This window comes from Ktedonobacteraceae bacterium (genome assembly GCA_035653615.1).
GTDB lineage: Bacteria > Chloroflexota > Ktedonobacteria > Ktedonobacterales > Ktedonobacteraceae > DASRBN01.
Map to the genome: position 1 here is coordinate 1 of DASRBN010000026.1, position 14,467 is coordinate 14,467.

At 54.4% G+C, this 14,467-nt stretch carries 15 protein-coding genes; 8 read left to right on the plus strand and 7 right to left on the minus strand.

Annotated elements, in window-relative coordinates; all coding sequences use genetic code 11:
• Positions 1-30: 30 nt before the first annotated feature.
• Together VFA09_13975 and VFA09_13980 are read right to left on the minus strand one after the other, a co-directional pair.
• Positions 31-546 carry a hypothetical protein gene (locus VFA09_13975; protein ID HZU68379.1) on the minus strand — a complete coding sequence of 172 codons (516 nt, stop codon included), beginning with the start codon at positions 544-546 and terminating at the stop codon, positions 31-33.
• A 240-nt stretch (positions 547-786) separates the two neighbouring features.
• Positions 787-1,587 (minus strand): class I SAM-dependent methyltransferase, encoded by an 801-nt coding sequence (locus tag VFA09_13980; protein HZU68380.1) that lies wholly within the window; start codon positions 1,585-1,587, stop codon positions 787-789.
• Between the two features lie 217 nt (positions 1,588-1,804).
• Here VFA09_13980 and VFA09_13985 point away from each other — a divergent pair, with 217 nt between their 5' ends.
• From VFA09_13985 to rsgA, 5 genes are all read left to right on the plus strand, one after another.
• Complete coding sequence (locus VFA09_13985; GenBank protein HZU68381.1) at positions 1,805-2,104, plus strand: hypothetical protein; 300 nt, start codon at positions 1,805-1,807, stop codon at positions 2,102-2,104.
• A 114-nt stretch (positions 2,105-2,218) separates the two neighbouring features.
• Positions 2,219-3,640 carry an amidase gene (locus VFA09_13990; GenBank protein HZU68382.1) on the plus strand — a complete coding sequence of 474 codons (1,422 nt, stop codon included), beginning with the start codon at positions 2,219-2,221 and terminating at the stop codon, positions 3,638-3,640.
• A 144-nt stretch (positions 3,641-3,784) separates the two neighbouring features.
• A complete protein-coding gene (locus VFA09_13995) occupies positions 3,785-4,939 on the plus strand; it encodes an FHA domain-containing serine/threonine-protein kinase (GenBank protein ID HZU68383.1) in 1,155 nt (384 codons plus the stop codon).
• 96 nt (positions 4,940-5,035) lie between these two features.
• The gene (locus VFA09_14000; protein ID HZU68384.1) at positions 5,036-5,428 is read left to right on the plus strand and encodes a hypothetical protein; all 393 of its coding nucleotides are present in this window, start codon (positions 5,036-5,038) and stop codon (positions 5,426-5,428) included.
• 524 nt (positions 5,429-5,952) lie between these two features.
• A complete protein-coding gene (gene rsgA / locus VFA09_14005; GenBank protein HZU68385.1) occupies positions 5,953-6,972 on the plus strand; it encodes a ribosome small subunit-dependent GTPase A in 1,020 nt (339 codons plus the stop codon).
• Between the two features lie 106 nt (positions 6,973-7,078).
• Here the strand turns inward: rsgA and VFA09_14010 are convergent, their stop codons facing one another.
• The 4 genes from VFA09_14010 to VFA09_14025 all read right to left on the minus strand — a co-directional run bounded on the left by VFA09_14010 (position 7,079) and on the right by VFA09_14025 (position 9,970).
• Entirely contained in the window at positions 7,079-7,486 is a 408-nt protein-coding gene (locus tag VFA09_14010; GenBank protein ID HZU68386.1) for a hypothetical protein, read from the minus strand.
• 268 nt (positions 7,487-7,754) lie between these two features.
• Complete coding sequence (gene selA, locus VFA09_14015) at positions 7,755-9,143, minus strand: L-seryl-tRNA(Sec) selenium transferase (GenBank protein ID HZU68387.1); 1,389 nt, start codon at positions 9,141-9,143, stop codon at positions 7,755-7,757.
• 122 nt (positions 9,144-9,265) lie between these two features.
• Complete coding sequence (locus tag VFA09_14020) at positions 9,266-9,697, minus strand: type II toxin-antitoxin system PemK/MazF family toxin (GenBank protein ID HZU68388.1); 432 nt, start codon at positions 9,695-9,697, stop codon at positions 9,266-9,268.
• 42 nt (positions 9,698-9,739) lie between these two features.
• Positions 9,740-9,970 carry a hypothetical protein gene (locus tag VFA09_14025; GenBank protein HZU68389.1) on the minus strand — a complete coding sequence of 77 codons (231 nt, stop codon included), beginning with the start codon at positions 9,968-9,970 and terminating at the stop codon, positions 9,740-9,742.
• Between the two features lie 407 nt (positions 9,971-10,377).
• On the opposite strand from VFA09_14025, the gene ruvB reads away from it, so the two are divergent.
• Positions 10,378-11,436, plus strand: coding sequence for a Holliday junction branch migration DNA helicase RuvB (gene ruvB, locus VFA09_14030; GenBank protein ID HZU68390.1), 1,059 nt, complete (start codon positions 10,378-10,380; stop codon positions 11,434-11,436).
• Positions 11,400-12,503, plus strand: coding sequence for a tRNA preQ1(34) S-adenosylmethionine ribosyltransferase-isomerase QueA (gene queA, locus VFA09_14035; GenBank protein HZU68391.1), 1,104 nt, complete (start codon positions 11,400-11,402; stop codon positions 12,501-12,503). The genes ruvB and queA overlap by 37 nt, the downstream gene beginning before the upstream one ends.
• Positions 12,504-12,511: 8 nt before the next feature.
• On the opposite strand, the gene VFA09_14040 is transcribed toward queA, so the two are convergent.
• Positions 12,512-12,901, minus strand: a complete 390-nt coding sequence (locus VFA09_14040) for a RidA family protein (GenBank protein ID HZU68392.1) — start codon at positions 12,899-12,901, stop codon at positions 12,512-12,514.
• 216 nt (positions 12,902-13,117) lie between these two features.
• On the opposite strand from VFA09_14040, the gene VFA09_14045 reads away from it, so the two are divergent.
• Positions 13,118-14,425, plus strand: coding sequence for an MFS transporter (locus VFA09_14045; GenBank protein HZU68393.1), 1,308 nt, complete (start codon positions 13,118-13,120; stop codon positions 14,423-14,425).
• The last annotated feature ends 42 nt before the right edge of the window (positions 14,426-14,467 follow it).

The window sequence follows — 14,467 nt, forward strand, 5'->3', positions numbered from 1 at the left end:
GCGGTATAGTCAGAGACCTGCCCGTTGGGATCAGCATCGGTGAAGGTGGCGCTCAGGCTGGCCCTGTGATGACCCAGCGGGTTGGCCGCGAACTGCGTCAGGGTGAGGGCTGCATCGCCCACGGTAGCCGGACTGGTCGCCACCACCGGTGTTAATCGAGCCATTGGCAACAGTGATAGCATTGAGGGTGAAGTTGACACCCATGTCTACCAAAAACACTTGTAGTTGGCCACTGCCGTCGAGGGTAACGCTCTGGTTGCTGCCATCGATCGTCATGCGACCGGCGATGATGAGCGTGCGGCTCAGGAGAATATCACCACCGCAGGCGAAGGTGATGGTATCCCCATTGTTGTCTTTGTTGGCCTGACTGACATCGGCTTGCAACTGACTATCATCGCTACAATTTGTGACTGTAAGGGTACTAGCAGCATAGGCGTAAGCGGGCGCTGCCGCCCAGTTGGCCAGCAGGCCAAGCGTGGCGACCAGCCCCAGCAAGAGCAGCAGGCGTCCCAGAAATCTGCCGTGACCGTGGGTGAGTATCTTCATGCACAACATCCTTTCCTTGTGCTGTGTCCGGGTATGGACCTGTTCTTACCTTGCGCCTATCGTGCGGAGCAGAACCATTTCCTCTGCCTGCCAGAGGCGGGCCGGTCTTTCCCTACAAGGCGCTCTTGCTGTCGAGTATAGGCAAACTTCATCCAAAACACATGAGGAGATTTCCCTGTTTTTCGCTCGTGTGGTGAGGAATGCAGCGAGGATGAGGACAGGTGATCTAGGGAAAATTCTCTATTTCTTTCCCACTACAATCTGCCTGGTTCCCTTGCCAAAGGGCTTCCAATCATAGCCGCCGTAGATGGCCTCGATGCCGAAGCCGGTGGCAAGAAAGAGCAGTTGTAGTTCGCGCGGGAAGAAGATGTGCATATCGAGTTTGGTCAGGTAGCGTTCGTTTTCTCCGGTTTCAAAAAATTTTTCGTGCGTCCATAGAATGTGCTGCAATTGTTCAAATGGATCATATTTGCGACTGGTATAGAGCAGCATGGTAAATTCGTTCTCGCCGGATTCGATCTCGTCTTCCAGGTAGACATGCGAGGGACGGTTCAGGGCGTCGCTGAGGTAGTCGATGTCGGGCAGGAATGTATCGACGACGAAGCGGCCTCCAGGCGCGAGATGGTCATAGGTGTTTTTGAAGGTATCAAGCTGCTGTTCGATTTCATAGAGATGGGTAACGGAATTAAACGGCAAAAAGATCAGGTCAAACTGGCCTTTGTGTTCGAGTTGATACCCGGTCATATCGGCTTCATGCAGCGTGACGCGCTGCTGGACGGATTCGGGTTCGCGTGCCAGCTTGCGGCGATAGGCATGAAGCATGTCGTGTGAGATGTCGAGGCCTTCGAGCAGGAAGTCGCCGGGACTGTGCAGCAGTTCGAGGCCGATGCGCCCGCTGCCGCAGGCAAGTTCAAGGACGCGCCGGGGGGTGTAGCGCATGATGAGCTCGCACCAGAATGGAATATCCTGCTCCGATTGGCTCGAATATTCCAGGTCATAGTCGCTGGCGCGCTCGTAATATGCCCCCATGTTGTAGTGCATAGGCAATTACCTCTACAGTGAATGAGAAAAAACAAGACTAAGGTACAGAGAATTAAGAAAACAGTCAGGCTGTTTGGAGTTAGATGCAGAGACCCCGCAGGAGAAGCATCCAGTATATTCCATAGAAGAGATTACCACAAGTAGAGGGAGAAACGCAAGAGAGTTATCAACGATGTTTTCCTTCGTTGCCAATTTTTCGTTTACCTTAATAGAGAGGATGAGAGATCTAAGCCCCGGCATGCTATTTGTGCCGGAGAAGTGGCAGGAAGAGGACTGGATGCTTAGTGAATGGAAGGCCATTCTGACGAACGATCTGGATGCGCTCAAACAACTGGTGGGAAAAGACGAGACCACGCGCGTCCAATATAAGCTGAAAGTGCAGGAAATCGGACAGCACTGCTATCAAGCAGAAGAGACGCTGACCGACAAAGAGCTCGCGCGGCTGAAAAAGGCGCTGGGTCTGACAGATCAAGAGTGGCATGCTTTTAAAGCAAAGGTACATTCGGAGCAGGCCTAGCCCGCCTTTTTCACAAGCATCTTGAATCTGATACAATAATGCCGGTGGATAACGTATTTTGTTGTTTCCTGGCCGCAATTTCAACTGTCTGCAATCGAGGAAAAGAGTAGACCCATGCCCTACACATCCATACGCGAAGCCGCTGAAGAGATACATTCCGGCCTCATCACCCCTGCCGAACTGGTGCTTGAAACGCTTGAACGCATTGACGCGCTCGATGCAGAGATACATGCCTACGTGACGGTAATGCGCGAGCAGGCGCTGGCCGATGCTGAACGGCTTGAACGCGAATTACGCACGGGACTGTATCGCAGCCCGCTGCATGGCATTCCTGTCGCGATAAAGGATCTGATCGCCGTGAAGGATGTGCGCCTGGCGGCGGGATCGAAGGTCCTGGCGGACAATATCGCGCGTGAGGATGCCACAGTGGTCGAGTTGCTACGCAAGGCCGGAGCTATTATAATTGGGAAGACGAATACGCATGAGTTTGCGTATGGAACGTATACACCGCCGACGCGCAATCCCTGGGATTTGTCGCGCATTCCTGGTGGCTCGAGTGGAGGTTCGGCGGCGGCGCTGGCGGCGAATATGTGCCTGGGCGCGCTGGGAACCGATACCGGCGGCTCGATTCGCATTCCGGCGGCCTGTTGCGGTGTGACAGGGCTGAAGCCAACTTATGGACGCGTGAGTTGCTATGGAGTGATTCCTTTGAGTTGGTCGCTGGATCACACCGGGCCGATGGGCCGCGGCGCGGAAGACTGCGCGATATTGTTTGATGCCATTGCCGGTTATGATCCGCGCGACCCCAATAGTGTTTCGGGCCCACCGGTCGGGGCCAGCGCCAGTTTGATTGCGGGACCGGAGGGACGAGGAGCGCTTTCATTGCAGGGACTTCGACTTGGCGTGCTGCCGGATGCATTTGTTGCTCCGCTCGATGCAGAAGTACGGACGGCATGGCAGGCGGCAATACTGGTGTTGAAAGAAGCGGGCGCTGAGGTCGTGAATGTCGATGTACAGCGTCCGACGCTGGAAACATATCGCACCATTCAGATGCCGGAGGCCTCGCTGGCGCATATGCAAAATGGCTGGCTGGTGGAACGTAGCCAGGATTATAGCGCGGTGACACACGCGCGCCTGCTGGCCGGGCAGAAAATCACAGCAGTCGATTACCTGCAAGCGCAGCAAACGAGGCGCGCCTTTTCCAGCAGCTTGAGGGCGGCGATGTATCCGGTTGATGCGTTGGTACTTCCTACCATCCCAATGCCGGCTATACAGGTTGCGCAAATTGACCAGGATATTCGCGTCGACGGGGCAACTGAAAATGCGACGGCGGCGCTCTTGAGGCTGACGATGCCCTTTAATCTCGCGGGCCTGCCTGCGATCTCGTTGCCCTGCGGTTTCTCATCGGCGGGTTTGCCGATAGGCTTGCAGCTTGTAGGCAAGCCATTTGAAGAAACGATGATCTTACGCATCGCACATGCCTACCAGCAATTCACAGATTGGCATACGCAAAACGCGCAGCCGCGGCGTTCATAGTAGGGGCCGATTGATCGCGCCCACCGCCGATTCATCGGCCCTACGTCCATTACCGGCGTATTTTGTTAAAGTGCATTATCGCGCCCCTACGGGCCTGGGGCCTTTGCGTCAGGAATCTCGTGCGCAGAGTAGGAGTATAGAGTTATGAACGATCCAATGATTGGGCGCATCATCAATAACCGTTACAAGTTGCTTGACGAACGAGGCAGTGGGAGCTTCGGCGCGGTTTATATTGCGCGTGATCTGCAGACCAACTACCTGTACGCGGCAAAAACCTTGCATATCGGCTTCTCGGAAGATAATGAACTGCTGGAGCGTTTCAAGCGCGAGGCCTATATTCTGGAACGATTGAAAGACCCGCATATTGTGCGTATCGTTGACTATGGGAACGATAAAGATATCTATTTCATCATTATGAATCATATCGATGGACAAAACCTCAAGTATTATATGGTCAATCAGGGTCCAATGGACCTCCAGCGCGCTTTGAATTATGTGCAGCAGGCAGCTGAAGGGCTGGAAACAGCGCACAAGCATGGGGTGATTCATCGCGATCTTAAGCCGCAGAATATTCTGGTGAATAATAAGGGCGTGGTGAAACTGGTCGATTTTGGGTTATCACGCGGTCGTGATATGCCGACGATCACCCATTCCGATAAGTTTATGGGGACGGTCTACTACTGCGCGCCGGAGCAAATTGTGAGCAGCCACACCGCGGATATTCGCTCCGACCTCTACTCACTGGCAGTTGTGCTATTCGAACTGCTAACCGGTCGTCCCCCATTTGATGGCAGGACGGCGGTAGAAGTGATTATCAAGCATCAACAGGAAGAAGTGCCATCGATCCAACGTTTCTACCCCGATAAGCCCCTGCTAGATGCCTTTTTCCAAAAAGCAATGGCGAAAGACCCCAGGCAGCGTTTCCAGACGCCGCGCGAATTTATTGCCGCAATCCAGCGTATCCAGCAAGGCACCACGGCTCCACTCCCGCAGCCGCGCCTGGTATTTACGGCGAACAACAGGGTGGTACTGCTAAACGGAACAGAGATGCTGGTTGGCCGCGAGGACCCCAAGCGCGAGATTCACCCGGATATTCAGGTCGAGGATCAGACGATGACCGTCGGACGGCAGCACGCGCGCTTAATCAATAGTCAAGGTACCTGGATGATCGAAGACCGCAACTCGCGGAACAAGACACGCTTAAATGGTGAGATTTTACCGCCATATGAAGCTCGCCCGTTGAAGGATGGCGATATCATCAGTTTTGGCCGCATCGAGGCACGTTTCGAACTTCGTTGATAGGTTCCCCTGCAACTTTTCCGAAATCGCGCGCGTGTACTTTTCAAAAGAACGGTTGGAAGTAAAATCACTGATACGTGCATAAAGGGGAAAAGTATGGCAGAGAACAAAACTCCGATTATTGTAGGTGTTTTTCAAGATCGCAAGCAGGCAGAAGAGGCTTATAACGAACTGGATAGCCTCGGCTTTGGCAAGGATTACCTCGGCTTCGCGGAACCCGGTGATGGCAGTAAGGGCCTGCTCAAACAATTCAAGAATGTGGGCGTGCCGGAAGGTGATGCCCAGTTCTATGCGCGCGAATATGATGCGGGCCGCACGCTTGTAACTGTGAGGGCCGGCGGATTGCCCGAAAGTTCAATTCAGCATGCTATCACGATCCTGAAGAAACATGGGGCATACGATGCCGCGAGTCGTGGTAATTCACAGAACAGGATGGGTTCCAATGTAAACAGGTCGGCAGAGAGGCCATTCTTTGATACGACATCTTAGCCGGCAAAATTTTGCCCGGTTTTGCCGGTGATGATTCAGAAGTGGGTCAGGTGATTGAAACCGGGGCGGCTGGACGATCTGAGGTGGGAGATTCTTCGCTGCGCTCAGAATGACATGCTCCGGACATGCCTGGGCATGTCATTCTGAGCGCAGCGAAGAATCTCCGCCGTTCTGGAGTGTTACCAGGCTGATTTTCTCCACTTTTGGGAATCAGCAGGGTTTTCTAGTTGACAAACACGTACCTCTTCTAGTATCCTCTATTTAAATAAAGAGAGACGTTCGCATAAGTTCTGGTTCGCCAGTGAATAGGAGGTGCAAAGTATGAGGAAGCACGTACATTTCGCAATTGTGCTTGTATGCACCTTGTCTACCCAAGGAGAGGGTATCGAGCGAACGCTGCCAGGACTGAACAAGAAGTTACCTGGCATCTGCTAAAAGGCAGAAAATGGCTCCTTCCCTCCGCACGGTAGACATCAAAAGAATTGATTGAGCCGTGTTTTTTTATTCTCCTGGAGGGAAAGCATTTGATTAAAGACCCGGAGACACTTACCGGCGTTGTTTTGCACGGCGCGCATGGTATCTATGATGTACATACCGATCATGGTATCTTACGCTGCACGCTGCGAGGAAAACTCAAAAAATCCTTTGCTCAGGCCCGCTCCGCAAAATTAACAGGCAAGGCCAGCCTTTACAAAGACAAATCCTATGCATCACGCTACCAGCGAAATGGACTAGAAACACCCCTACCACAGCGTCTTACCGTGGGCGACTATGTTAAGCTGCGCCAACTCGACAATAAAACGGGCCTGATCGAGGAGATCCTGCCCCGCCAGAGCGCCCTTTTGCGCAAGGACGCCAATACCGATGCCAAGCGGCCCACAGCTCAAACGATGCTTGCCAATCTGGACCAGGTCGTGATTGTTTTCGCTACGACCCGCCCGGAGCCGCATTTTGGTATGCTTGATCGCTACCTGGCAATCTGCGAATCGGCAAGAATACGGCCCATCATCTGCCTCAACAAGGTTGACCTGCCACATGACGAGCGCGTAGAGAAGGCGGCAGATCTGTATAGCCACCTGGGTTATACGGTGATCTGGACGAGTCCCAAAACCGGCACGGGAATCGACACCCTGCGTACCCTGCTCAAAGAACACACGACGCTCTTCACCGGCCCTTCAGGAGCAGGAAAGTCGTCGTTGGTGAATGCGATTGAGCCTGGAATGGCGCTCAAGACCGGACTGGTGAGCGATGCGACCGGCAAGGGACGGCATACCACGACGAGTTCGCAGTTATACCCTTTATCAGAGGGCGGTTGGCTGGCCGATTCGGCGGGCATCCGCGCTCTTGCGACCTGGGATATAGCGCCCGAAGACCTGGGTTGGTGCTTTGTGGAATTTCGCCCATTCCTGGACCAGTGCCTCTACTCCGATTGCCTGCACGTTGACGAGGAGGGCTGCGCAGTTCGCCAGGCCGTTGAAGATGGCCTGATAAACGAGGAACGCTATACCAGCTATGTGAGGATGGTGACGGGGGAGGAGAGGTAGACGCTGAGCCATATAATGCAGGCTCTGGAAGCCTCCAGAGCCTGCATTATATGGCTCAGCCAACTTTTTAGAAATCAAAGTGGCAACACAGAAACGGCTATCTGACCTACTGTCCGCGAGCAAGTATTTGTAATACCTGATCGAGCTTTCCTTCCACAGAGATAAAGCGCTGATCAAACCCCTCCACACGATCCTTGATAGCAGTAATGCCTTGTTCCTGAGCCTCCACACGATCCTTGATAGCAGTAATATTGCGACCTTGAGACGTGAAATGCAGGTCAAAGCCATCCAGGCGTTCTTTAATCGCTTTAATATCGCGTCCCTGCGATCCAACAACACCCGTAAGAATCGTTATTTCATGATCGGCATCTCTTAAATTCTCTTCTTGATGCAGAATTACCTTATTAAGGGTCGTCATGCTGCGCGTGTTGTCAACAATCGCTTGCAAGAAATCGTTGCGCAATGTAGTGACTGTTTGTTCCACGATAGCGAGCCGTTCTTCCGATGTTGGCATGAAAATACCTCCTTTAAACGCGCCCTGTCTGTACGCATTATAACATACTTTTCGGCGGTTGAGTTGATATCAACGTCTTTACAAGTACTTTCGATAGCAGACATGAGCGCAGGCTTAACAAAATACCCGGTGCTTGAATTTGTTCAAAGCCTGGGCCGACTGGTAGGGATGATATTTGTTTCCCTACTATATCTCTATACAACTCGCAGCCGAAAAAGCGGAAATGTCAGGCGCTATTAGGATAAAAAAACTTTCCAGGAACAAAGACTTAATTCCCTATCTGCTCCACTAACCCCTCAATCACCTCCCCATCCTGCTCTTCCAGCACCGTGCGTGGATCGAGCAGCAGGGTATCACGAAAGATGCGCCCGATAATAGGAATTTTGCGCGTTCGCAAGCGTTTCGCCAGTTCATCCAATGGTATTGATACGTGCGCGGCATCGATGGCCAGCAGGGTGGTAGGAAGTGTCTCGCCGGGAAGCGAGCCGCCGCCGATGGTTGATTCACCTCGTTGGGTGCGGGCCGCGATACCATAAGCCTGGAACTGCGAGGACCAGCTTGTGGCGCGGGAGGCAACTTTCGCGGGAGACGTTGAGATCATGCGCCAGATGGGAATATGTGTCTCCGCTTCGCCACGCTGGTAGTGGCGCAGCGTGGCTTCGAGCGCGGCAAGCGTCATTTTGTCGATACGCACGGCTCGCATGAGTGGGTGTTTGGCGATGCGCTGTAGGACCGCGGCTTTGCCCAGCAGAATACCGGCTTGCGGGCCGCCTAGCAGTTTATCGCCTGAAAAACACACGATATCGGCTCCTGCGGCGATACTTTCCTGCGGCATCGGTTCGTGCGCTAAGCCATAGCGCTCGCTGGGAAGCAAACAGCCGCTTCCAAGGTCATCCATAACGAGCAGGCCATGGCGATGCGCCAGTTCCACCATGGCGCTGAGCGGGGTCGATTCGGTGAAGCCCATGATCTGGAAATTGCTGGGATGTACGCTTAAAAGCAGGGCCGTCTGCCCGCTCAGGGCGGCTTCGTAATCGGCAATGCGCGTGCGATTGGTAGTGCCAACCTCGACCAGGTGGCAACCGCTCTGGCGCATCACGTCGGGCACCCGGAATCCGCCGCCGATCTCGACGAGCTGACCACGTGAGATGATCACCTCGCGTCCCATAGCCAGTGTGCTGAGTGCCAGCAGTACCGCTGCCGCGTTGTTGTTCGTGACAAGCGCGGCCTCGGCTCCCGTCAAATCGCGTAACAGGTCGATCACGTGGGTATGGCGGGAGTCGCGTTCTCCTGCTTCCAGGTCGTATTCCAGGTTGGAGTAACCGCCTGCAACTTGCTGCACCGCGGCGAGCGCTGATTGGCTGAGCGGAGCGCGTCCTAGATTCGTGTTGATGATCACGCCGGTGGCGTTGATGACGGGTCGCAGGTTTGGCTGCTGCTCTTGCTCCAGCATATGTCCGGCGGCAAGCAGGAGTTCTTGTGAAGAAGGACAGGAGGCCCCGGCGAGAATAGTGGTGCGCGCCTGGGCGATAGTGGCACGGAGAGCGCGGAGAGCCAGGGGGCGGGAAAAGCGCTCAATGAGTTGCTGCCCGGCAGGCGAATGCAGCAGTTCATCGATAGATGGCAAGAGTCGAAGCTGTTCCTGATCGACGTTCATGTATGTGCATACTTCCTTGTGAACCAATGGCTATTCGCCAGCGCGGTTGCACCTGACCTTTGCGGGTTTGGCGGCCCTGACGAGGATAGGCCTTTCCTGTACCCGTTTAGGGATAGAAACAACTAGTGTAGCGCGTAAAACATTGTAATTGCCAGGCTGTTGGCGACCTTGCCCATGATAGCGCGCAGGTCGGCTTCGTTGAGCATACAGATCGCGTACTGGTCTGCCAGCAGGCTGCGCAGGACAGGATACATCAATTCTGTCTTGACAAGACTGTCGGTGTCAAGCAGGGGATAGTCGCGTTTTAAGAGGAGGTGGTGATAAGGACGCAATTTTCCACGGTAGGAGGTCAGGGCTACAACGTTGACGGCTCCGGCATGCCGGCAAAAGGGCTCGCCTGAAACGACCAGTGCGGGATGCCAATCGAGGATGCGCTTCTCTTCAATGCCAGGTGGGAGGGAAGGATAACCGAAGTTGACCCAGTACAACATGCCGAATTGCACTGGCGTCTGGTAGGTAAGTGCATCCGGTCCAAGTTCTTGTGGGTGAGGCATTGCTAGCTACAAATCTTCTTACAAACAAGGAGTACAATGACGTTACATATGGGCCACGGCCACTGGAACATGTGCCGGAGTCGAGGCATCGCTCGCTTCGAGTTGCCCATGGAAACAGGTGCAGGTAAGTGACCAGGAGCGCTCTACAAGGCCAAGGCGCTCATCACGTTCATCCTGACTTTCTTCCTGAAGAGCGGCAGCGATGAGTTCCATTTCGCGCTGGTACTGTTCTGTAAGCAAGGAAGAACGGCTGAAGTCACAATTTGTTGCCATAAAGAAACCTCTTTGTTCCGAACGAAGTCCACTATCGAATGAACTAGCTATCCGTTATTAATGGTGCCAGCCACAAGGCTCGAGGGTCATGTAATTTCTCCAACATCGGAGATTATACCAGCAAATTGTGCAATACGCAATAGTTTTTGGAATGATTTTCCAAAGCTGTTCCAAATGTGCGACTAATCTGCCTGATGATTCCCCAGAAGTTGGGCGGGATTCTTCGCTGCGCTCAGAATGACATGATGAAGGACCGTCCTTCATCATGTCATTCTGAGCGCAGCGAAGAATCCCACGCCCATTTCTAAGCAATCTGCATCTCGACGTTCATACTCAACTCTGATATAATGATACCAGCGATAAATAGAACACCAGTTTCATTTGTGCAGGCAGGAGAACATAAGACCATGAGCGACCGGCTCGTCTCACCGAAGATGACAGAAGAGGAGCAGGCCATCGAGGGCAGTTTGCGCCCCCGCCGCCTGTCGGAATATATCGGGCAGGAGAAAATCAAGGAGAATCTGAGCATATTGCTGGAAGCGGCCCGGCGACGCAATGAATCGGTTGACCACGTGCTGCTGTATGGCCCGCCCGGATTGGGCAAAACCACCTTATGCAATATCATTGCCGTCGAGATGGGCGTCAGTATGAAGACCACTTCCGGCCCGGCCATCGAACATGCCGGCGACCTGGCCTCGATCCTCACCGCGCTGCAACCGGGTGAAGTTCTCTTCATTGACGAAATACACCGCCTGGCTCGTGCCGTTGAGGAACGCCTCTATTCGGCCATGGAGGATTTTGCCCTCGACGTGATGATTGGCAAAGGACCGAGCGCCAGGGCGCTGCGCCTCTCGCTGCCACCATTCACGGTTGTGGGAGCCACCACCAGGGTCGGTGCATTGACTGCCCCCCTGCGCGATCGCTTTGGGGCCATCTACCGCATGGAATACTACGACTCTGCCTCGCTAAAACAGATTTTGATCCGCTCGGCGCGCATTCTCAAGGTTCCGGCAGACGAGGGAGGCATCGAGGAAATCGCGGGCCGCGCTCGTGGCACGCCGCGTATCGTCAACCGGCTGCTCAAGCGCGTGCGTGACTATGCCCAGGTAAGGGCCGATGGCGTGATTACGCGCGATGTGGCAAAGGCGGCGCTGGACGCGCTGGAAATCGACCATATCGGGCTTGATCAGACCGACCGCAACCTCTTGCTCACCATCATGCAAAAATTTGATGGTGGCCCGGTCGGGTTGGATACGCTGGCCGCCAGCACGAGCGAGGACCCTGAAACGATTGAAGATGTGTACGAGCCATACCTGCTGCAACTGGGCTTCATCGCGCGTACCCCGCGCGGGCGCATCGCCACGCGCTTAGCCTACGCGCACCTTGGATTGGACGCGCCGCATGGCGGAAATGGAATAGGACCGGGATTGTGGACAACAGCAACGACGCCAACACCTGGCAAATGAGCGATTTCGATTACGATTTACCCCAGGAACTGATCGCACAGACACCAATTGAGCCACGCGATGCCTCGCGTTTATTGATCGTCAATCGCGCGACGGGCGGGCTTGAGCATCGCCATTTTCGTGATATCGGCGATTACCTGCATCCGGGAGATCTGCTAATTGCCAATCAGAGCCGCGTGATTCCAGCACGCCTGCTGGGACGGCGCGCGGAAACCGGCGGCGCAGTAGAAGTCCTGCTGCTGGCCGAACGGCCCGACCTCGGCCCCGATCATTGGGAAACGCTGGTACGGCCAGGACGCCGCCTGCGCGAAGGCGCACGCATCCTTTTTGGCGATGAGCAAGAGCAAGGGCCAACATTACAGGCGGAAATTCTCCAGCGCACCGAGGCAGGCGGGCGCATTGTGCGCTTCTCGGCCCCGCATTCCACGCCCGATGTCACAGACCTGGCCGTCAAAAATCTCATCGAACGTCTGGGGCGCATGCCGTTGCCGCCATATATTCACGAAACGCTGGCCGATCCTGAGCGTTACCAGACAGTCTACGCGCGCATCAGTGGCTCGGCAGCTGCGCCCACAGCCGGTCTGCATTTTACCCCGCACCTGCTGGAAGAATTGCGCCGGCAAGGAGTGCGTGTTGGCTTCGTGACGCTGCATGTGGGGTTGGATACTTTCCGGCCTGTCGAGATCGAGAACTATCGCGAGCATAAGATGCACAGCGAGGCAATCGACCTGGATGCTCCTACAGCCGAACTGATTCGCGAGACGCGCAAAGCAGGCGGGCGCATCGTGGCCGTTGGCACAACATCTGTACGCGTTCTAGAGGGCGTGGCAAGTATCTACAACGGCGAGATACAACCCTATTCGGGTTCCACGCGCCTGTATATCACCCCAGGCTATCGCTTCCAGGTAGTTGATGCCCTGATTACCAACTTCCACCTGCCGCGGTCAACGCTGCTGCTGCTCGTCAGCGCCTTCATGGGTAAGCAATTGATGGAAAAAGCCTACCAGGAAGCGATTCGCGAACGCTATCGCTTTTTCAGCTTCGGGGACGCGATGCTGATTGTGTAAGGCCATTATTATTCCTCAATTAATGCTTCCGCTTCAATCTCAACCAGCATTTCAGGTGAGATCAGACGCTTTATCTCCACCATTGACGTGGCCGGGCGAATCTCGCCGAAAAATTCGCTGTGCGCCCTGCCGATGTGCGGCCAGTCGTCGATGTTGATGACATAGATGCGCGTGCGCACGACATCTTTGAGACTCGCTCCCGCCATCTCAAGGGCAGCGCGAATATTATTCAGGGTCTGAACGGCTTGAGCATACGGGTCGCCGGCGCCAACCACCTCGCCATTAGTATTGGTCGCGGTTGTGCCTGAGACGTAGACGGCGTTGCCAACACGGACGGCCCGCGAGTAGCCGACAATGGGTTCCCAGGGAGTGCCTGTGGCGATGTTTTGTCTCTGCATAGTCCTTCTTTCTCTCTTCTTCTATGAAAAAAAAGCCGGCAGCGCAAATTTTCGCAGCTCATTGTATCACAATTGATAAAATCGCCAATGATTTGCAAACTTTCGCCAAGATACTCTTGACAGACCATCCACCTGTATGTAAAATATTATCATAAAATTAATCAAAAGTGCCAAATAAAAACCATTTTGTGAAACTTATTACCGGGAGAGAAAATCATGCTGTCAGTTATACGTCAACGCAATTTTGGCCTGCTCTGGATTGGACAGATTATCTCAATGACCGGCGACTGGGTACTCTTCATCGCCCTGCCGTTCTACATCTATGCCTTGACAGGCTCAACTCTGGCTACCGGCATCATGTTCATCGTGCAAACGCTGCCGAGGCTCTTTTTTGGCTCGGTGGCAGGGGTGTTCGTAGATCGCTGGAATCGTAAGTATACGATGGTCATCGTCAACCTGGTGCAGGCGCTCATCCTGCTGCCCCTCTTCCTGGTACGCTCGCAAGACCTCGTCTGGATCGTCTACCTCTGCGCGTTTGCCGATTCTCTGGTTTCGCAATTCTTTAATCCGGCCCAGACGGCCATTATCCCCATGCTGGTCGAGGAGAAAGACCTGTTAGCGGCCAATTCCCTCAATTCCATGAGCCAGGAGTTGACGCGCCTGGTCGGTCCCTCGCTGGGTGGACTGCTATTTGGCCTGCTGGGCATCGGCAGCGTTATCACCGTCGATTTGATTTCGTTCCTCTTTTCTGCTGCGCTTGTGGCTTTGATCATTATTCCGGCTCGCGTGACAGCAGTGAAACAGGAGCAGCAGTTAGCGAGTAGCGAAGGCGGCATTCTTAAGAATAGCCTGCTAAAAGTGTGGCAGGAATGGCGCGCAGGCATGGGCCTGGTGAAAAAAGAGCAGCTTGTGCGCGCCATTTTCATTATCATCGGCGTCGCAATGGTCGGCGAGGGCATTATCGAGGTGCTGATTGCGCCTTATGTCGAGCGTATTTTGCACGGTACGCCGCTGGTGCTTGGCTGGCTGATGTCGGCCCAGGCTGTCGGTGGTATCCTGGGTTCCCTGGCCATTCCGCGCCTGAGTAAAAACTTGCGTCCTGGCCGCTTAATGGCCATCTGCGGGCTCGTCTTCAGCAGTGTGATCGTTGTGCTCGCTTTGATGCCGCTGGTACCTGTCATTCTGTCGCTGATCATCTTCGCGGGAGCCGGGGCTGTCGGCTTCTTCATTCCGATGCTGACCCTGCTGCAAACTAATGTGGCGAATGAATATCAAGGGCGCATCTTCGGCGCTCTCAATGCTATCCAGGCGGTCACTCTGCTCGTAGGCATGGGCCTGGCAGGTGGCCTGGGTGATCGCATCGGGATTGTGCCCCTGCTGCTCGTCGATGCCGGCTTCAACTTTCTGGCCACGTTCCTGGCGTTTGGACTGATACGTGTCCCTGTTCTATCCGCTCAGCCAGCCGTCGATGAGATCAGGCAGGATAGGGGTGAGTTGCCTGAACCTGTGCCTGAGAGCTTGTAATATCGTCTGAAGTTGAAGAAGAAATGGGTGATTGTCCAGCAG

Excerpts from the sequence above, each read along its gene's own strand:
- VFA09_13995 (HZU68383.1), top strand. The coding sequence starts at position 3,785 with ATGAACGATCCAATGATTGGGCGCATCATCAATAACCGTTACAAGTTG.
- VFA09_13990 (HZU68382.1), top strand. The coding sequence starts at position 2,219 with ATGCCCTACACATCCATACGCGAAGCCGCTGAAGAGATACATTCCGGC.
- VFA09_14000 (HZU68384.1), top strand. The coding sequence starts at position 5,036 with ATGGCAGAGAACAAAACTCCGATTATTGTAGGTGTTTTTCAAGATCGC.
- VFA09_13975 (HZU68379.1), bottom strand. The coding sequence starts at position 546 with ATGAAGATACTCACCCACGGTCACGGCAGATTTCTGGGACGCCTGCTG.
- VFA09_14020 (HZU68388.1), bottom strand. The coding sequence starts at position 9,697 with ATGCCTCACCCACAAGAACTTGGACCGGATGCACTTACCTACCAGACG.
- VFA09_13980 (HZU68380.1), bottom strand. The coding sequence starts at position 1,587 with ATGCACTACAACATGGGGGCATATTACGAGCGCGCCAGCGACTATGAC.
- VFA09_14010 (HZU68386.1), bottom strand. The coding sequence starts at position 7,486 with ATGCCAACATCGGAAGAACGGCTCGCTATCGTGGAACAAACAGTCACT.
- selA (HZU68387.1), bottom strand. The coding sequence starts at position 9,143 with ATGAACGTCGATCAGGAACAGCTTCGACTCTTGCCATCTATCGATGAA.
- ruvB (HZU68390.1), top strand. The coding sequence starts at position 10,378 with ATGAGCGACCGGCTCGTCTCACCGAAGATGACAGAAGAGGAGCAGGCC.
- VFA09_13985 (HZU68381.1), top strand. The coding sequence starts at position 1,805 with ATGAGAGATCTAAGCCCCGGCATGCTATTTGTGCCGGAGAAGTGGCAG.
- VFA09_14045 (HZU68393.1), top strand. The coding sequence starts at position 13,118 with ATGCTGTCAGTTATACGTCAACGCAATTTTGGCCTGCTCTGGATTGGA.
- VFA09_14040 (HZU68392.1), bottom strand. The coding sequence starts at position 12,901 with ATGCAGAGACAAAACATCGCCACAGGCACTCCCTGGGAACCCATTGTC.
- VFA09_14025 (HZU68389.1), bottom strand. The coding sequence starts at position 9,970 with ATGGCAACAAATTGTGACTTCAGCCGTTCTTCCTTGCTTACAGAACAG.